15 protein-coding genes and 1 pseudogene are annotated in these 18,767 nt (G+C 60.8%); 6 read left to right on the top strand and 10 right to left on the bottom strand.

The genetic code is table 11. From position 1 onward, the window contains the following. Window positions 1–6: 6 nt before the first annotated feature. Together BLW71_RS17250 and BLW71_RS17245 are read right to left on the bottom strand one after the other, a co-directional pair. Window positions 7–969 carry a TnsA endonuclease N-terminal domain-containing protein gene (locus tag BLW71_RS17250; protein WP_177205055.1) on the bottom strand — a complete coding sequence of 321 codons (963 nt, stop codon included), beginning with the start codon at window positions 967–969 and terminating at the stop codon, window positions 7–9. A gap of 1 nt (window position 970) precedes the next feature. Further along, window positions 971–2,386, bottom strand: coding sequence for a TniQ family protein (locus BLW71_RS17245; RefSeq protein ID WP_143048364.1), 1,416 nt, complete (start codon window positions 2,384–2,386; stop codon window positions 971–973). A 670-nt stretch (window positions 2,387–3,056) separates the two neighbouring features. Between BLW71_RS17245 and istA the strand changes: the two are divergent. The 3 genes and pseudogenes from istA to BLW71_RS17230 all read left to right on the top strand — a co-directional run bounded on the left by istA (window position 3,057) and on the right by BLW71_RS17230 (window position 5,810). After that, window positions 3,057–4,561 (top strand): annotated as a pseudogene (istA, locus tag BLW71_RS17240) (IS21 family transposase). Next, window positions 4,554–5,351 (top strand): IS21-like element helper ATPase IstB, encoded by a 798-nt coding sequence (gene istB / locus BLW71_RS17235; RefSeq protein ID WP_091798231.1) that lies wholly within the window; start codon window positions 4,554–4,556, stop codon window positions 5,349–5,351. The pseudogene istA and the gene istB overlap by 8 nt, the downstream one beginning before the upstream one ends. A 93-nt stretch (window positions 5,352–5,444) precedes the next feature. After that, on the top strand, window positions 5,445–5,810 hold the full coding sequence (locus tag BLW71_RS17230) for a hypothetical protein (protein WP_143048363.1): 366 nt from the start codon (window positions 5,445–5,447) through the stop codon (window positions 5,808–5,810). Between the two features lie 190 nt (window positions 5,811–6,000). Here BLW71_RS17230 and BLW71_RS17225 read toward each other — a convergent pair whose 3' ends face one another. From BLW71_RS17225 to BLW71_RS17200, 6 genes are all read right to left on the bottom strand, one after another. Next, entirely contained in the window at window positions 6,001–7,755 is a 1,755-nt protein-coding gene (locus tag BLW71_RS17225) for a GIY-YIG nuclease family protein (RefSeq protein ID WP_091798225.1), read from the bottom strand. A gap of 350 nt (window positions 7,756–8,105) precedes the next feature. Further along, on the bottom strand, window positions 8,106–9,923 hold the full coding sequence (gene glmS / locus BLW71_RS17220; RefSeq protein ID WP_091798222.1) for a glutamine--fructose-6-phosphate transaminase (isomerizing): 1,818 nt from the start codon (window positions 9,921–9,923) through the stop codon (window positions 8,106–8,108). Window positions 9,924–9,989: 66 nt separating this feature from the next. Beyond that, window positions 9,990–11,351, bottom strand: a complete 1,362-nt coding sequence (glmU, locus tag BLW71_RS17215) for a bifunctional UDP-N-acetylglucosamine diphosphorylase/glucosamine-1-phosphate N-acetyltransferase GlmU (protein ID WP_091798220.1) — start codon at window positions 11,349–11,351, stop codon at window positions 9,990–9,992. Window positions 11,352–11,476: 125 nt separating this feature from the next. Then, complete coding sequence (gene ttcA, locus BLW71_RS17210; RefSeq protein WP_091798218.1) at window positions 11,477–12,487, bottom strand: tRNA 2-thiocytidine(32) synthetase TtcA; 1,011 nt, start codon at window positions 12,485–12,487, stop codon at window positions 11,477–11,479. 3 nt (window positions 12,488–12,490) lie between these two features. Then, window positions 12,491–12,886, bottom strand: coding sequence for a dihydroneopterin aldolase (locus tag BLW71_RS17205; RefSeq protein ID WP_091798215.1), 396 nt, complete (start codon window positions 12,884–12,886; stop codon window positions 12,491–12,493). A 90-nt stretch (window positions 12,887–12,976) separates the two neighbouring features. Next, the gene (locus BLW71_RS17200; RefSeq protein WP_091798212.1) at window positions 12,977–13,795 is read right to left on the bottom strand and encodes an SDR family oxidoreductase; all 819 of its coding nucleotides are present in this window, start codon (window positions 13,793–13,795) and stop codon (window positions 12,977–12,979) included. A gap of 13 nt (window positions 13,796–13,808) precedes the next feature. On the opposite strand from BLW71_RS17200, the gene BLW71_RS17195 reads away from it, so the two are divergent. The 3 genes from BLW71_RS17195 (at window position 13,809) to BLW71_RS17185 (ending at window position 16,342) form a co-directional block, all read left to right on the top strand. Continuing rightward, complete coding sequence (locus BLW71_RS17195; RefSeq protein WP_091798209.1) at window positions 13,809–14,999, top strand: class I SAM-dependent methyltransferase; 1,191 nt, start codon at window positions 13,809–13,811, stop codon at window positions 14,997–14,999. 22 nt (window positions 15,000–15,021) lie between these two features. Further along, window positions 15,022–15,216, top strand: coding sequence for a DUF2905 domain-containing protein (locus BLW71_RS17190; RefSeq protein WP_091798205.1), 195 nt, complete (start codon window positions 15,022–15,024; stop codon window positions 15,214–15,216). Between the two features lie 673 nt (window positions 15,217–15,889). After that, on the top strand, window positions 15,890–16,342 hold the full coding sequence (locus tag BLW71_RS17185; protein ID WP_091798203.1) for a hypothetical protein: 453 nt from the start codon (window positions 15,890–15,892) through the stop codon (window positions 16,340–16,342). A gap of 523 nt (window positions 16,343–16,865) precedes the next feature. On the opposite strand, the gene BLW71_RS17180 is transcribed toward BLW71_RS17185, so the two are convergent. Both BLW71_RS17180 and BLW71_RS17175 read right to left on the bottom strand, forming a co-directional pair. Beyond that, on the bottom strand, window positions 16,866–18,098 hold the full coding sequence (locus BLW71_RS17180; protein WP_091798200.1) for a multifunctional CCA addition/repair protein: 1,233 nt from the start codon (window positions 18,096–18,098) through the stop codon (window positions 16,866–16,868). Further along, window positions 18,095–18,748, bottom strand: coding sequence for a glutathione S-transferase family protein (locus BLW71_RS17175; RefSeq protein ID WP_091798197.1), 654 nt, complete (start codon window positions 18,746–18,748; stop codon window positions 18,095–18,097). The genes BLW71_RS17180 and BLW71_RS17175 overlap by 4 nt, the downstream gene beginning before the upstream one ends. Window positions 18,749–18,767: the final 19 nt, after the last annotated feature.

Raw genomic sequence — 18,767 nt, 5'->3', positions numbered from 1 at the left:
GATTGATTACGAGTTCACTGTCGCGTGGCGACCGGTTCGAATAAGTTCGAGACGGTTGGCAGGTCGGAAGTCGTAACGATGGTCGAGCGTGAGAAAACCGTATGCGACCGCGGCGCTGAATCTGACGTATGCATCATCGAGACTAATGCCGATGGTGCGTGCGACGCGTAGTAACACGGCATCGAGGCTACCACGATTGCTGCACCGGATAACGACCTTCGCGAAGCTCTCGGCAACGCTATAAAGTGAGGGGAGGTGGTGATGGACGGCAAAACCCATGAGGAGCTGGAGGTTGCCGAACTCGACCATAGAAACCTCATCACCAATAATCAGCTCCCACGTCCAGCCTCGCTCCTCCATAGCCTTACGCTCACGTTCCTCGCGTCTCAGTTCCTTCTCATCAGGGATGTACCCCCGAGCCTTGATAGAGATTGCGTGATATTTCAGCTTCAGGTCGCGCGGGCAAAAGTACGTCACGATTACGTCGATAGTCATCAGATTCAAGCGCCGCATCCGCTTGCCATTCAGCTCAGCTCGCCAGAACGCCTTCTCGTCTACGATGCCGTACTGCTCACGGAAGTCGAGTACACCCGGATGGAATGCGAGCTTCGTCAAAACGCGCAGCTCGGCCGTCGACAGCGCCTGATGCAGCCGCTCCAACTTGAACCCAGGCATCACCGCCCGTGTACTCATCGAGGGGGTCCGAGCCTTGAGCAGCGGCGTGTACTCGTCGCCATGAGGCCAGCCGAATACGTCGCGCTTCGGAAGCTTAATTAAAGACGGCGCGGGATACGGAGGCTTCAAATCGAAGATGCGAAACCCAGTCTTCTTTTCTGGGACGACGACGGGCTCAACATCCTCGTCGTACTCGAAGTTTGGGTCGTGCCATTCCGATGCAGCCGTGCCGAGTGATGATTTCAGCCTGGAGTTTCTGTTCCCATAGCTGGTGTAGACGGTTCGAAGATTCATGTCAGGCCCCTTGCTCATTTGCGCTTTCGGTAGTGTTGACCTTCGTGCGTGACTCTTGGCCTTTTCGGCGCTGCGCCTTCGTGATGGATTTTTCCCTCTTCATGCGTTCGCGCCACGCAGCGTCGGTTTCACGTAACTCTGTCAATGTTTCATAGGCTCGTGGGAGCCTCGCCTTCATCCCTTTCTGCTCGAATACTTTGGGTCGTCGAAAGGTTTCCATCAGCACGCGCCCGGTGATGCGTTCCGGATACCTGGTTGCCAAAAGATGCAACGAGCGGTTCTTGATATGGGCAATCAGTTCGTCAACCAAGTCCGAATCACTTTTCTTTTGCTTCGGACGGGGTAGAACCTCGACACCCGCGTTTCGCACCCGTTCGACGGTAAGGTATCGTCTCGACTTAGTGGAGAAGCGTCCTCTCAGTTGGGTATGGTTCAGTCCGGGGTGAATAGCATGCAGCTCTTTGTACCGCTGAAAATCTCTAGCGATACGGTCCGGTGACAGCTCTGGAAGTCCTTCCTCTAGCCTTACTTTACGCGCGAGATTGACGCGCGTGGAGGCTTCCTCGTCAATGTTCGAGGCGGTCACTCTCAGCTCTACCGTTTGCCACCTGCCGACGAGCGAGGTAAGCAACGTAAGTGCAGAAAGTGGATGTCGCATGCAAGAATCGCCGTTGAAGATTCGAGTGAGTTTGGTCCTGGACGCAGCAAAGATTCCGGTTCGTCGCAGCAAGGCGTTGAACGGCGAGTCCGACAAGAATTCGCGTATCCTCGCATAACGACTTTCTCCGTCGCGGACTAGGCCGAGCTCGACGGCTGCTCGACTCGTTTCCTTTGCAACGCGTCGAAAGTCAAGCGTTGGCAAATAGTCTGAGTCGAGGAGTTGCGAGGCAATTCGCGCAAGTCCGATTTCACTTTCTGACTGCGCGTCCGTCATTTGAGTGGCTTCAAGCAACGGCGTGAGCCCGCAGCCGCAATGGTGTCCTGCATGCAACGTCCGTTCAGAAAAGCTGGCATAGTTAGCGCATACTTCGCATGGAACTTGAAGCGGCACCCTGTGCTTCCCACAAAAAAGCAGGCCGGGTAACAGATGGTCCCGCCGCCAGAAAGGCTTGCCACAACTGCCAATGTCTTCTTTCAGGCATTCGACGCAACGGAGAAGGCGATGTTTTGACCAACCTGAGGCTTCGCCCGCCATTCCAACCTTTGATGCGAGTCCACCCCTAGGCCCTTCGATGAAATGAGACACGATGCTCTCCGTGTCCTCTGGACGAATGAATCGAGATGCGAGGGGAATCAACGTGTTGTGCTTGATTACCTCTTCAATTGTTCCGACGCTTTGTCCAAGCAGGTTTATCACTCGTCGCATCCGGCTCGGTAGCATCCACACTTTGCTGCGATTCAGATTGTGATTGGACACGACCCTGAGTCGTCGAAGATACAGTGGAAACAACTCGCTCCTTGCGATGGACAGGCCGAAAGCCGGCCGATGTAGTTCTCGGTTTTGCATGAAATCTGGAATCGGTATTGCAAATGACGGCTTGTACCGTCGTGATGCGCAATCGCGCCGTACGTGCCACGGAGGCGATGTCGAGCGGCTTGGCGAGTCGCGCGAGCTCTTCCATTGCCCGCGTCACCCGACGGTGCACGAACACCTCTTTGCGACCAGGTAGTTGGGCAGTGTTCCCGACGGCTGTCGAGTCCGCAGTGGCGCGCTCAAAGAGAAAGTCACCCATGCCGTATGCAAGCCGGAATTGGTACGCTGACGGAAGCGGTTCCCGACCGCCGGTATGAGCGCGCCGGTCGACAGCGCTCTCTGAGATGGCGCGAACTACGAAGGCTGGCAGTTCCTGACGCACTCGCCTCCCCAAGGGTCGACGGGCTGGAACCTGGTTGGCGCGGAGCCAGTGTCCGTCGTGACGACGTAGCCAAGCCCATACCGCGACCATGGACTGACGCAGTTGGGTTCGCGTCATTGTTGATGTCCATGTAGAACTGACCCACTGAGGGCCGTAATTTTCATCGAATTTTGACCCACGTGATTGAATATCCTGCTCAATTTTTGAGCAGGGGATACAGAGGTGATCACGGTGGGCATATTGGCCAAGATCAGGCGGATGTATTTCCGCGAGAAGGTCCCGCTGCGCGAGATTGCGAGGCGAACGGGCCTGTCCCGAAACACGGTGCGCAGCTGGCTGCGGCAGACCGATGCTGTCGAGCCAAAGTATCCAAAGCGCGTCAGCCCGAGCGTCGTCGACGAATGGGCCGCACAACTGACGGGCTGGCTGCGGGCGGACAGTCATCGCCCGAAGCGCGACCGGCGCACCGCGCGGTTCATGTTCGAGGCGATCCGCGGCGAGGGTTACGCGGGCAGCTACGGCCGCGTCAGCGCGTTCGTAAGGCGCTGGCACGAGGAGCAGGCCGAAGCCCCGCGCAGGAAGGCCTACGTGCCACTCGCCTTCGAACCCGGCGAAGCCTTCCAGTTCGACTGGAGCTGCGAATATGCCTTCATTGGCGGGCTGCGGCGGCGCCTGGAGGTCGCCCACGTCAAACTCAATGCCAGCCGTGCGTTCTGGCTCGTCGCCTATCCAACCCAGAGTCACGAGATGCTGTTCGACGCGCACGCGCGTGCATTCGCCGCATTCGGCGGTGTGCCCCGGCGCGGCATCTATGACAACATGAAGACTGCCGTGGACAAGGTCGGCCGCGGCAAGGAGCGTGCAGTCAACGCGCGCTTCGAAGCGATGTGCAGTCACTACCTGTTCGAGCCGGATTTCTGTAACCGGGCGGCAGGCTGGGAAAGGGCATCGTCGAGAAGAACGTTCAGGACCGCCGACGGCAGATCTGGCACGAAGCGGCGCTACGGCGCTGGGAGACGCTGGAGATCCTGAACGAATGGGTTGCCGGCCAGTGTCGCGAAGCCTGGCACATGCGGCACCCGCAATGGCCCGAGCTGACAGTCGAGGACGTGTTGCAGGACGAGCGCACCCGGCTGATGCCCAATCCACGGCCATTCGACGGCTATGTCGAGCAGACCCTGCGGGTCTCGTCGACCAGCCTGATCCACTTCCAGCGCAACCGCTACAGCGTGCCCACCGAGTACACGAACCAGCTGGTGAGCGTGCGCTGCTATCCAGCGTATCTCAGCGTCGTTGCCGGCGCCCAGGAGATCGCTCGCCACGAACGCAGCTTCGAACGGCACATGACCTTCTACGACTGGCGACACTACATCACGCTGGTCGAGCGCAAACCCGGCGCGCTACGCAACGGGGCGCCGTTCATCACGATGCCGCAGCCGCTGCAGCTGTTGCAGCGGCACTTGCTGAAACACCCGGGCGGCGATCGCGTCATGACGCAGGTGCTCGCAGCGGTGCGCGAACACGGACTCGATGCCGTGCTGCTCGCTGTGCAAGCTGCGCTGGATTCAGGGCGTCCAAGTGGCGAGCACGTCCTGAACGTGCTGAGCCGGCTGAAGGCGCCCGTCACGAGTGCCAGCCTCGCCGATACGAAACTCCAGCTCAAGGAAGAGCCGGCGGCTGACGTGAGCCGCTACGAGACACTACGCGCCAACCCACCGGAGGATCGTCATGTCTAACGACATCATTGCCCAGCTCAAGGGCCTCAAACTGCACGGCATGGCGAGCACCTGGCCGGAGCTGCTGGCACAGGCGCGTCACACTGACTTCGAGCCGGAGCGCTTCATGAAGCAGCTGTTGATGGCGGAGACCGCCGAACGGCAGGTGCGCTCGATCGCCTACCAGATGACCGCCGCACGCTTCCCGGCTCATCGCGACCTGAAAGGCTTCGACTTCGCACAGGCGCAAGTTGATGAAGCGCTGGTTCGTGAACTCAGCGAACTGTCGTTCCTTGCGAGCGCACACAACGTTGTGTTCATCGGCGGCCCCGGCACCGGCAAGACGCACCTCGCTTCGGCAATCGGAATCGAGGCCGTACAGCGCCACGGCAAGCGTGTGCGTTACTTCTCGACCGTCGAGCTGACCAACGCTCTGGAGCAGGAGAAATCCACCGGCAAACAAGGCCAGATCGCTCACAAGCTGATGTACGTCGACCTGGTGATTCTCGATGAACTGGGCTATTTGCCATTCAGCCAGACCGGTGGCGCCTTGCTGTTCCACCTGCTCTCAAAGCTGTACGAACATACGAGCGTCGCGATCACCACCAATCTCAGCTTCGGCGAGTGGGCGACCGTGTTCGGGGATGCAAAGCTGACGACAGCGCTGCTGGACCGGGTTACGCATCACTGCCACATCGTCGAGACCGGCAATGAATCGTGGCGCTTCAGGACCAGTTCTGCCAAGGCAAAGGCAACGAGAAAAAGAGCAGCAAAACCGGCTGGAAACGAAGAGTTATCCACACCGGAATAGATGTACTACGCTGTCCCTGGGTGGGTCAGATTTAGATGAAAACGGTGGGTTAAGACTGCGTGAAAATCAACAGACTTGTTGCAGGTGTCGTCCGTGCTCCAGTTTCCCGTGTTTAAAAACGGCGAAAACTTCAGGGCCGGGTGGCATCCCGAAACAGACCCGATGCTGCGCCTGCAAATGCGAAACTACTTCGGGAAAATGGCCAAAGCCATGCCAGAAGCAATCTTCATCACGGTGGGAGCCGCCGCGTCGAGAGGCGTCGAATGGCTAACCAAGGAAGGCTTCATGAACAAAGAACGCGTGCTTCATGGCATCCCGCATCCACGCAAAGAGGAATCGAACCGCGTGGCGTATTTCCTGGGCGAGAAGGACCGTGCTGACCTGAACGAGAAAACGCACCCCGACAAGATTGACGCGGCGCGTGACCACCTACGGAAGGCGGTGGCGGCGCTGAAATGATTGCGCGCCGTGGCGCCGCGGAGTAGGTGCAGTCGGCGCGGTGATGCTAAGTGCGAATGCGCTGCGGGTGAAGTGGGAGGAACCGAGGCCGGAGCCGCGGGAGCCAGCTCATTACGTACCTACACCGTCGGCCCGAGAATCGCGCCTGTCGACAAAAAGCGACAGGCGCAACGCGTAGGCGCTTTGAGCGCTATGTAGTCTGAAGAAGCCATGGACGGATTGCCGCTTCCACGACGTGCTGTAAGTCGGAAAACGCCGTCTGGAAAAACTCACGAGTGGCCGAATGCCGCACCGCGCTCAGTGCTGCATGCGCTGCGCGTTCGGCTGCCAGACCCTCTGTCACCGGCCAAGCCCGAACCACTTCGAACGGAGACGGCGTCGCAGTTGTAGACGAAAGTTCGCGCGCACGAATTTCCGGGTCACGGTCCGTGAAACCTACCTTGTACAGGTGCTCGAGATGCGCCTGACAGCGCATGATGTACACGTAGGCGCCATGCTTTCCAGACCGTGACTCGCCGGAAACCGAAGCCGCTGTTGGAATCGGATACACGATGTCGAGCGGCTCGGGAACGACTGCACCCGGCTGCTTCGCCATGCGCCGGCGGTACTCTTCAATGCGACGGCGTGCATCGGAGAGGGATGCCTTTACGTAGATAGTCTTGATTTCGGACGGGGCTGGCCGGTCCCTGTGCCGAACGTGTGCACGCACCCAAGTGCGACCTGTGACCGGCAGGCCTTCAGCATCCTTGCCAGCTTGGTCAGGGTCCTTAAATGCACGCCAAAACCCATCGACAGCAATCTGAAACTGTGGCGGGCTGAACGTGCGACCCGATAACGTTTCCGATTCAGGACGAATCACCCGAATAGCCGAGATGTTGCGAAACTGCTTGCGGTGCGACATCGGCGCGCGCTCGATTTCCCGCCGCCTAGATAACGGCAATTTCGCGATTCGGGTCTCGCGTTTCTCCGTTTTTATAAGCGTAACTTTCGCGTCGAGATAAGCGGGCAGCAGTGTAAGCGCCTTGGCCATCTCCCAAACGGTGCTGTATCGGTCCAAATCACTGACCATGTTTTGGAAGCCAGGATGGTCTTCTTCTAGTTCACCGGCAAAGGCATCCAGCACGTCGGTCTTCGTGCTCCAGCGGTCGCCCATGTCGCGAAGGAAACACCGTCCTGCAAAAACTCGATTTTTTAGGTCGAAGCGCACCGCCGCGAGGGACGGTAGCAAGTCGGTACCCTCAATGGCGACTATCCGATTGTCCCCGTACTTCTCTTTGCGCAACTCGTCATGCTCGAGAAGTGCTTGCCTCTCGGGCCGTACGTTCAGCTCCTCACCGAGTCCGTTCTCAAGGTCGGCCATGACATCAAGCTCGGGCTGTTCTGCCAGCGAGAGCAGCATCGTTAGTTCATTGCCGCGTCTTATCATGCTCGCAGCACGGAAACCGAACGACGGTGCATCCCGAGTCGATAGCAGCAACGCTCCAGGAAAATCGCTCGAATTGATGTTGTAAATAAAGCCTTCGGTGAGTGTGTATGCGAGCGCCAAGCTCGAAGCCGGTGAGCTCGCATCCGTGATGAAATCGAGGAAGTCCTCAAAGCTGACGATGAAGTCCTTTTCGGGGAACAGCCGATAAGGCTGCCCGGGGCGCGCACGAACGAAGAAATCGCGACACAACTGGAAGTTGGTCGGCAATCCCTGCGGGCCCATTTGCATTTCGCGATTCTGGTAGTCGCGCTGAAACTCACGCAGAGCCTCGTCGGCGACCAGCCCAGCGCCGGCTTCCAGTTGTGCCTTGAAGATGGCAAGCTCGCCTTCGTACATCTTGCGGATTTCGGGCGGCATGACGAACTGCCTCGACGCCTTGGAGCCGCTTCGCGACTGCCGGCCTGCCAGGGGCGGCATTTGAACCGAAAATGGAAACCCGGTTTTCTTCCGTTCTACCATGCTCTGTCTCGTCGTGAATTCAAGCGCAGTAACTAAGCCAAGCAAAGACCTGGAACAGAAAGTACACCGTCAACTAAGGCGTGCCCGTCGAGGTGGAAAGATGCTGAAACGGGGTGAAGCGAGAGACTCGGCGCCGAAGCGCCGGTCCGCCCGCTCGAAGAATTCATTCCTCAACACTTTTTCGGAATTTTTCCATCGAAAGCGGGCGATTTGGTGTCGCCGGATTAGAAGTGTTTACGTTGCAAAATCAAGCGCTTGCAGCCGTGTAACGACTTCTCCGGCGGAAATTTTGGCATTGTGTAACGACTTCTAATCCGGATTGCCACGTCGCGACGCAAGCACCTGCTCCCTCACTCCACCGTGACCGACTTCGCGAGATTCCGTGGCTTATCCACGTCCGTACCCCGCGCACATGCCGTGTGATACGCCAGCAACTGCAGCGGCACCACATGCAGGATCGGCGACAGCAGACCATAGTGTTCCGGCATCCGGATCACATGCAGGCCTTCGTCGTTGACGATCTTCGTATCCGCGTCGGCGAACACATACAACTGACCGCCGCGCGCTCGCACTTCCTGAATATTCGACTTCAGCTTTTCCAGCAGCGCGTCGTTCGGCGCCACCGTGACCACCGGCATGGCTTCGGTCACGAGTGCAAGCGGCCCATGCTTCAGTTCGCCGGCCGGATAAGCCTCGGCGTGAATATACGAGATCTCCTTGAGCTTCAGCGCGCCTTCCAGTGCGATCGGGTAGTGCAGACCGCGCCCAAGGAACAGCGCATGTTCCTTGCGCGAAAACTCTTCCGACCACGCGATGATCTGCGGCTCCAGCGCCAGCACACTATTCAACGCAGCCGGCAAGTGGCGCAGTTGCTTCAGATATTCAGCTTCCTGCTCTTCGCTCACACGACCGCGCAGTTTGCCCAGCGTCGCCGCCAGCACGAACAGCGCGACCAGTTGCGTTGTAAACGCCTTGGTCGATGCAACGCCGATCTCGCGACCCGCATGCGTGAGGAATGACAACTCGGTCTGTCGCACCATGGCGCTCGTACCGACGTTGCAGATCGCCAGTGTGTGTTGATGACCGAGTTCCTGCGCATGCTTGAGCGCCGCCAGCGTGTCCGCCGTCTCGCCCGATTGGGAGATCACCACGACCAGCGACTTCGGATTCGGCACCGACTCGCGGTAGCGATATTCGCTGGCAATTTCCACCTGAGTGGGAATCTTTGCGATCGATTCGAGCCAGTACTTCGCCGTCAGCCCCGAGTAGTAGCTCGTGCCGCACGCCAGAATCAGCAGGCTGTCGATTTCCGCGAATACCTTGCCCGCGCCCTCGCCGAATAGCGACGGATCGAACGAATCCGATTGCGGGATCGTGTCGGTGATCGCGCGCGGCTGCTCGAAAATTTCCTTCTGCATGAAGTGGCGATACGGGCCGAGTTCGACCGCGCCGCCATATGCCGCAACTTGACGCACTTCGCGCTGCGCTTCATAGCCGTCGCGATCGGCGATACGCACGCCCTCGAGCGACAGTTCGCAAACGTCGCCTTCTTCGAGGAAGATGAACCGTTCGGTGCTGCCCGCGAGCGCCAGCGCGTCCGAAGCGAGGAAGTTCTCGCCCTGGCCGAGCCCGACCACCAGCGGCGAGCCCTGCCGCGCGCCGACCACCGTATGCGGCTGGTCTTTATGCAACACAGCGATCGCATACGCGCCGTGCAATTGCCCGACGGTTTCACGCACAGCCGCGAACAGATCGCCGCGATACAGGCTGTGAATCAGATGCGCGATAACCTCTGTGTCGGTCTGCGAGACAAACGTGTAACCCTTGCCGCGCAGCATTTCGCGCAGCGTTTCGTAATTCTCGATGATGCCGTTGTGTACCAACGCGAGTGCATCTTTCGAGAAGATCGGGTGCGCGTTGTCCGTGACCGGCGCGCCGTGCGTCGCCCAGCGCGTATGCGCGATACCCGTGATGCCTTCGAGATGGCTCTCGCGCACCTGCTCGTCGAGATCGGCTACGCGCGCCACGCTGCGCGCACGGCGCGGACCGTCGGCGCCGAGCACGGCCACGCCGCACGAATCGTAGCCGCGATATTCGAGACGACGCAGTCCTTCGATCAGGACCGGAACGATATTACGTTGCGCTACCGCGCCGACAATGCCACACATGGCTCATTCCTTTTCAGTGCTAGTGCCGGGTTTCAAGGAGCGCGCCTTGTGCGCGCGTCACGCCCATCAACTCTTTTTCTTGGTCGGGCGCACGTAGCCCGTTTTGCTCGTTTGCGTCTTGTCGTTCAGGACCAGCGCGTCAGCTTCGACGTCCTTCCAGACCGTGGTGCCCGCCGCGATCGTCACGCCGCGCTTCACACGCACCGGGGCGACCAGTTGTGTATCCGACCCGACGAAAACGTCGTCTTCGATAATCGTGCGGAATTTGTTCGCGCCGTCGTAATTGCAGGTGATGGTGCCCGCGCCGATGTTCACACGCGCACCGATATCCGCGTCGCCGATATACGTGAGGTGGTTCGCTTTCGAGCCGTGACCGAGCACCGCGTTCTTCACTTCGACGAAGTTGCCGACATGCGACTCGTCGTGCAGCGACGCGCCGGGGCGCAGGCGCGCGTACGGTCCGAGCACGACATTCGCGCCGACTTCGGCGCCTTCGATATGCGTGAATGCGTCGACGCGCGTGCCGGCGCCAATGTTCGCATTGCGGATCACGCAGTTCGGCCCGACGGTGACGTTGTCGGCCAGCGTGACGCGGCCTTCGAACACGCAGTTCACGTCGATCGAGACATCGCGGCCACATTCGAGCGTGCCGCGCACGTCCAGACGCGCCGGATCGGCAAGGGTCACACCCGCGACCAGCAACGCATCCGCCACGTTGTGCTGATGAATCCGCTCGAGTTCGGCAAGCTGCTGCTTGCTGTTCACGCCGAGCGTTTCCCATTCGTCGTCCGGTTGCGTGGTGACGACTTCAAGGCCGGCTTCGATCGCCATCTCGACCGCGTCGGTCAGGTAGAACTCGCCTTGCGCATTGTCGTTCTTCAACGCGGCAAGCCAGCCGCCCAGACGCTCGGTCGGCGCGACGATGATGCCAGTGTTGATCTCGGCGATCTTAAGCTGCTCGGGCGTAGCGTCTTTCTGTTCGACGATGCGCGCCACCTTGCCTTCTGCATCACGCACGATGCGGCCGTAGCCGCTCGGGTCCGCGAGCGTGACAGTGAGCACGCCGTAGCCGCCCTGCCCCGCGCGCTCGGTCAATGCCTGCAGCGTGCTGGCGCGCGTGAGCGGCACGTCGCCATACAGCACCAGCGTGGGCGCGGACGGATCGAGCAGCGGCAACGCCTGCTGCACCGCGTGGCCCGTGCCGAGCTGCTGTTCCTGCACGGCGAACTGCACGTCCGGCGCGGCGACGGCTTTGCGCACCGCTTCGGCACCGTGGCCGATCACCACCACGAGATGCGTGGGCTTGAGCGTGCGAGCCGTTTCGATGACGTGAGCGAGGAGCGGCCGACCGGCCAGGGGATGCAGCACCTTGGGAAGCGCGGACCGCATGCGCTTGCCGGTGCCTGCCGCCAAAATCACAATGTTCATGGCACGGCAAATAGACGAGTTTGGAGCCGACGATTCTAACACGCACCCTCTAACGAAAAAGGCCGCTGTCGCGGCCTCGTTGCAAGCTGAAATGGGCGGAGACGCCCATTCCACGGGCGTTTTGGTCAAAGATCGTCAAACTGGACGATCGCAATCGATTGCGCTCCACCGAGCGTCGCGCTATTACCGGCATCGGTCGAACACGGCTCTTCGTCGAACGCGATATCGCCTTGCGGATCGGCCTCGCCGGTTGCCCGCAGGCCAGCGAACGGGAACAGCTTGTGGTCCATCAAATGCGAAGGCACCACGTTCGACAACGCATTGAACATATTTTCAATGCGGCCCGGGAAGCGCTTCTCCCAGTCGCGGACCAGCGCCTTCATTTCCGCGCGCTTGAGATTCGGCTGGCTGCCGCAGAGATTGCACGGAATGATCGGGAATTCGCGCAACTCGGCGTACTTCTCCAGATCGGTTTCTTTCACGTAGGCGAGCGGGCGGATCACGATATTCTTGCCGTCGTCCGATTGCAGCTTGGGCGGCATGCCCTTCAGCTTGCCGCCGTAGAACATGTTCAGCAGCAGCGTTTGCAGAATGTCGTCGCGATGATGGCCGAGCGCGATCTTGGTCGCGCCGAGTTCGCCCGCCACGCGGTACAGAATGCCGCGCCGCAGCCGCGAGCACAGCGAGCAGGTGGTCTTACCTTCGGGCACCAGCCGCTTGACGATGCTGTACGTGTCCTGGTTCTCGATGTGAAACGGAATGTCGAGTTGCTTCAGGTACTCGGGCAGCACGTGCTCGGGGAAGCCCGGCTGCTTCTGGTCGAGATTCACCGCGACGATGCCGAAGTTGATCGGCGCGCGCTCGCGCAGCCGCATCAGGATTTCGAGCATCGCGTAACTGTCCTTGCCGCCGGACAGACACACCATGACCTTGTCGCCGTCCTCGATCATGTTGAAATCAACGATCGCCTCGCCAACCTGGCGCGCAAGCCGCTTGAACAGCTTGTTGTTCTCGTACGCCTCTTTCTGTTCGCGGCGCGTGAGCGGCGACTTCGCACGCGCGGCGGCCGGCGTGGCGCCGGTTGCGTCAGCGGCTGCGGCGGCCGTGGCGCCGTTCAGGATTTGCGGAGCATTCATGGCTCAATCCTCTTTGATACGGAAGACTTCGACGCCTACCGCGTCGCAGTCGGGATACACATCCGGCTTTTCCGTCGACACGCGCGCGGCCCGCACTTGCGGATGTTCGAGCATGGTCTTCACGAGATCGTCGCAAAGCGTTTCCTGCAAGTGGATATGGCCTTGCTCGACGCGGCGCGAGATGGTGGAGCGCATGAAGTCGTAATCGACCACTTCGTCCAGCTTGTCCTGAACCGGTGTGGACAGCGCGAGCGGCACGTACAGTTCGACGTTGATCACGACGCGCTGTTCGCCGCGCTTTTCGAAGTCGTGCACGCCGATGTTGATGTGCACTTCGTAATTGCGCAGAAAGAGCCGGCGGCAATCGGCGAGCCGGGGATGCGAAAGAGCGGCAAACATGTTCGTTCCAGTCGAAAAAAGCGTGCGGAGCACGCAAAGGGGCGCTTCACAGCGCGGCGGCCGCCCATCTGGCGAATGGCCGCGCGCGCTTCAGGCGCCCGTCAAAAACATTACGTCGCGCGGCAGCGGCACGAGGTGCTGCCCGCCGTCGACCACCAGCGTCGTTCCGGTCACGCCCGCTGCATCCGCGAGATACAGTGCGGCGGCGACAATATCCTCGGCCCGCGACGCGCGGCCCAAAGGCGTAGTACGGTGAGCGGCTTCAAAACCGTCCGGCGTCTGATCGCCGGATTGCATCGTCAGGCCGGGCGCGAGCCCGACCACGCGCACTTTCGGCGCCAACGCCTGAGCCAGCGCGACCGTGGCTGTCTGCAACGCCGCCTTGGTCAGCGTGTAGGACAGGTAGTCCGGATTCATGTTGTACAGCTTCTGATCCAGCACGTTGATGACGACGCTGCGCAGGCTTTCGTCCGTGCGCGCCGCCTCCGGCGTCAATTCGTACAACCCGCGCGCCAGCACCAGCGGCGCGCCGACGTTCATTGCGGTCAGCTTCAGCAGCAGCTCGTAACCGACGGTTTGCGCCGTGTCTTCCTCGAAGCGCGACGCATTGTTGACGATACACGAGGGCCGGCCCAAGGCGTCGATACAAGCCGGCAAAAGCCGTTCGACTTGCGCCTCGTCGCCCAATTCGGCGTGCAACGCGACCGCCCGGCGGCCCAACGCGGCGATTTCAGCGACCAGTTCTTCGGCTTGCGCCCGCGAGGCGCCGTAATGGACGGCCACGTCCCAGCCGCGCGCGGCGAAGCCGAGCGCGAGCGAGCGCCCGATACGGCGGGCGGCGCCGGTAATCAGCACGACGCGCGGCGTGTCAGGCGCGCGGGCGGAGACGGTGTCCAGAGAGGCGGTCATTTACAATGCGGGGATGAATCCGAAAGCTCACCAACCCGATAGTTTACCTGCTCCCGGCCCTAGCGCGCTTGCGCAGTCCGAAGCGCTGGTCGCGCAGATCCGTGCGGAGCTCGAAGCCGCCGGCGGCTGGCTGCCGTTCGACCGCTACATGGAACGCGCGCTGTACGCGCCGGGACTGGGCTATTACAGCGGCGGCGCCCGCAAATTCGGTCTGCGCGGCGACGACGGCAGCGACTTCGTCACCGCACCGGAACTGTCGCCGCTGTTCGCCGCGACGCTGGCGCGCCCGGTCGCGGAAGCCTTGCAGGCGAGCGGCACGCGTGACGTGATGGAATTCGGCGCCGGCACGGGCAAGCTCGCCGCCGGCCTGCTCGAAGCGCTCGACGCTTTGGGTGCGCAATTCGACAGCTACTCGATCGTGGATCTTTCGGGTGAGCTTCGCGAGCGCCAACGCGAGACGATCGAAGCCGCCGCGCCCGCGCTCGCCGCCAAAGTGCGTTGGCTGGACGCTTTACCAGAGCGGTTCGACGGTGTGGTGATCGGCAACGAGGTGCTGGACGCGATGCCTGTGCGGCTATTCGCCTTTACCGGCGGCGCCTGGCACGAGCGCGGCGTGGCATGGCGCGGCGAAGCGTTCACCTTCGACGACCGGCCTGTGTCCGCCGCGGCGGACCTCGCGCTGCTGTCTGAGATCGACGCAGCCGGCGAAGACTACGTGACGGAAACGCACGAAGCCGCCAGCGCATTCACGCGCACCATCTGCACGATGCTCACGCGCGGCGCGGCCTTCTTCATCGACTACGGTTTTCCGCGTCACGAGTACTACCATGCGCAGCGCGCGCAAGGCACGTTGATGTGCCACTACCGGCACCGGGCGCACGGCGATCCTTTCCTCTATCCGGGGCTGCAGGACATCACGGCGCACGTGGAATTCACCGGTATCGCCGAAGCCGGCGTCGAAACCGGCGCGGACTTGCTGGGGTTTACGTCGCAAGCGCGGTTTCTGCTCAATGCGGGGATTACCGAGGCGTTATCGGAGATCGATCCCACGGACACCAAACAATATTTGCCCGCGGCGAACGCAGTGCAGAAGCTGTTGTCCGAGGCGGAGATGGGCGAACTGTTCAAGGTGATCGCATTCTCGCGTGGGCTGGACGACACGCTGCAAGCGTTCTCCAGCGGCGACCGGTCGCACACGCTGTGAACTCCGCCTTCAGGAGCTGACCATGATCCGCTGGCTATTGACTACGTTTATCGCCGTGGCGGTGTTGTCGTCCTGCTGGCCGTGGCTCAGGAAAATTGGCATTGGACGCATGCCAGGCGACGTGACCTTGCGGCTCTTTGGGCGGGAGTACCCGTTTCCGTTTATGTCGACGTTGGTGCTTTCTATGGTCTTGTCGATTGTTGCCAGGCTTTTGTAGGTTAGGTTTTTTGCGTTTTGGCCAGGGTGTGGGTTCTTTGGCTGGTCGCCTAGGGTGTTGGCCTTTCCTTGCTAGCTTCGTGGTCTATTGGCGTTGCCCCTGTGCGGGGCGGCACCTACTTTCTTTGCCGCGGCAAAGAAAGTAGGCAAAGAAAGCCGCTTTGAACCGCTAATTTTTAAGCGGGTCCCTCGCACAGTCCCGGTAGTGGTTCATCTGGAATCTGTGTTCTCGCACATTCCGCGTCGGTGACAAGGCGCTCATTCTTCCGGCGGCGCTGCGCGCGCCGTGGCGGTCTGGCTTCAACCGATCGCTTCGTTCTTTCCTGACGTTTCTGCTTCCTCGTAGTATTTCGTGCGTGGGCGTGCTTGGGAAATTTCGGAAATCGTGCTGGTGCGCAGCTTTTAGCTCGCATGGGTGATCACTCGCGAAGCAAGACGTTTAAACTCAATTCGCCGTCAAGACAGCGACGGCCAGGCTTGGCGGCCTGCTACCAAACACGCGCCCGCTTTGGCGGGGGCGTGTGTCTATCTCAGCGCGTCTTATGGGCGGGCCTTGATGGGGAGGCCTTCGGGCCTGCCGGTTTGGTAACGGCCGCCAACCTTGTCACTGTGCCCGCTCACCACCTTGCAAGCGCGTGTCGGGCGATCCAAGTAAGTTTCAGGGAGATCGCGCCATGATTAAATCCGTCAAGAATTCACGCACTACGCCGCGCCCACCCGTTGATGCGCTTCAATACGAAAAACTGGCCTTATCTGCTTTCGGAATGATTGACCGGCAGCTAAGTCAACTGGACAAGCTGGCCACGTTTGCGGCTTCGATAGTTAGGAGTCCGGCGGTGACGCGAGAAGAAAGACATCGGCAGCGGAGGTTACTGGAACTGCTGCTGGACACCGTGGAGGACTACCGACGCGAAGTCGAGAATGATTGTGAGTTGTATCAGGTCATCGCACTTGACGCGAAGGGAATTCCGCGGAGCCGCATCACGGCGCGCCACGCAGCGGACCTCCTGGCAAAGGCTACGCGGACGGCGGCGAATAGCCGTGCACGAATCGGAGCAACGAGGGGGACGCATAACAGGCCAATGCAATTCAAAACGGTTTCACGTCGCACAACGACTGCACACTGACGAAAAGCCGCGGCACCGCACCGCGGCCATGAAGAAAGGCGCATGTGTCGTTCGCATTCCGAGGGTACTGCGGCGCGACGCGAAGCGCGCGCCGCGGCGACCGCGAATGTACTGGTCACCGCTAACGTTTCCCTGACGCAACCACGCTAAAAAACCGGAATTCTTCAACAGTACATCGCCGAGGCGGAGCCGACGGCTCCCCGTGCGCACAGAGAAACCAACGCATTTCAAGCAGCCCCTTCCGGCGAGCGCATTGCGCGAGGCGGGAAGAATGAGTGCTTTGTCACTGAGGCGTAATGTGCGAGAACACTGATTCCAGATGCACCACAACCGCGACTGCGCGAGGGACCCGCTTAAGAGTTAGCGGTGTGAGCCGCTTTCTTTTGCCTACTTTTCTTTGCGGCCGGCAAAGAAAAGTAGGTGCCGCCCCGCACAGGGGCAACGCTAATAAACCACAAGCAAAACAAGGAAAGGCCAAAGCCCGAAGAACACCCAAAAACCCGCCCGGCAGGCCAAAAACCCCTCACCCAACAACTCCTTCCACAGCCCGAACTCGTTCCAGATGCACGGCGTCCTTGATTCCGGCCGGCGCATCGGCGAGCCGCTTAGCCACAGCACCGGCGTCCACGGCACGCGCGGCGACGAGCGCCACTCTCAACCTCTCGGCCTGCGGATAATCCCGCATCTCAAACCCAAGCCGCCCACGCGCATCGGCTTCACAAGCCTGCAAGGCTTCGGCAAATCGCGCGGGCTTGCGAATCGCATCGCACCGCTCGATCAACCTCACCAGCGCAGCCGCGCCCATCTCCATCACGCGATGAATATTGCCATGCTCGCGCGCAACCAGAATCGCCAGGTCGCGGCAATCATTGGGCACGCGCAGCCGCTCGCATAAAGGCTTCAGCAGATCCACGCTGCGCCCCTCATGGCCGATATGCCGCGGCAGCACGTCTTCGGGCGTGGTCGCCTTGCCAAGGTCGTGCGCGAGAGCGGCGAATCGCACCGGCAGCGTATAGCCTTGCTGCGCCGCATGGTCAACCACCATCATCACATGCACGCCCGTATCCACTTCGGGGTGATAGTCGGCGCGCTGCGGCACGCCGAACAGCGCGTCGATTTCCGGCAGAATCCGCGCCAACGCCCCGCATTCGCGCAGCACCTGGAACATGCGCGACGGCTTCTTTTCCATCAAACCGCGCGACACTTCCTGCCACACGCGTTCGGCCACCAACGCGTCCACTTCGCCGTCGGCCACCATCTTGCGCATGAGCGCCAGTGTCTCCGGTGCGACCGTGAAATCGACAAAGCGCGCCGCAAACCGCGCGATCCGCAAAATTCGCACGGGGTCTTCGAGAAACGCGTCGCTGACGTGGCGAAACAGGCGCGCCTGCAAGTCACCCTGGCCGTTGAACGGGTCGATCACCGCGCCGGTCAACTCGCCGTCCGGGCGCACCTCGCGCGCCATCGCGTTGATGGTCAGGTCGCGGCGCGCCAGGTCCTCCTCGAGCGTGACGTCCGGCGCATAGAAGAACTGGAAGCCGTGATAGCCGGCCGCCGTCTTGCGCTCGGTGCGGGCGAGCGCGTACTCCTCATGTGTCTCGGGATGCAGGAACACAGGAAAATCCTTGCCCACCGGACGGTAGCCTTGCGCCACCATCTGCTCCGGCGTCGCGCCGACCACCACATAATCACGGTCCTGCACCGGTACGCCCAGCAACTCGTCGCGGATCGCGCCGCCTACTGCATAGATGTTCATGGGCATACGTCTTGATAAGCGATCGCATGCGTTTCGCTCAGCGCGGCGTCGATCCACACTTTCACCGCCGGCAATTCGCTCACGCGCTGCACGTAAGCTTTGGACACTTCCGACAACGCCGGCTGCCAGGTCCTGAAGCGCATCACGACCGGCGCATACATCGCATCGGCAATGCCGAACTCGCCAAATAGAAACGGGCCGCCATAGGTGTCGAGGCAGTCGCGCCAGATCGCCTCGATCCGCGCAATATCGGCCAGCGCGCCCGGCGTGGCGTTCTTGCCGGGGAAGGACGCGCGAATGTTCATCCACATGTTCGAGCGCAATTCGCCGAAACCCGAGTGCATCTCCGCGCTCACGCTGCGCGCATGGCTGCGCGCGACCGCGTCGCGCGGCCATAGCGCATGCTGAGGAAAGCGTTCGGCCAGCGTTTCGGCGATCGCCAGCGAATCCCACGTGGCGGACCCGTCGTCGTTTAGCAGGCACGGGATCTTGCCCGGCCCCGACGGCGCAAGCGCAAGCACTTTCGCATTAGTGTCGGGCTGATTCAGATGAATCAGCACTTCCTCGAACGGAATGCCGAAGTGTTTGAACAGCAGCCACGGACGCATCGACCATGACGAATAATTCTTGTCACCAATAATCAGCTTCATGCTTTGTATCTGGAATGAG

Origin of the sequence: Burkholderia sp. WP9, assembly GCF_900104795.1 — a bacterium.
Classification (GTDB): domain Bacteria; phylum Pseudomonadota; class Gammaproteobacteria; order Burkholderiales; family Burkholderiaceae; genus Paraburkholderia.
Note: the sequence above shows the minus strand (reverse complement) of the source record. Positions and strands in the feature narration are given on the sequence as shown.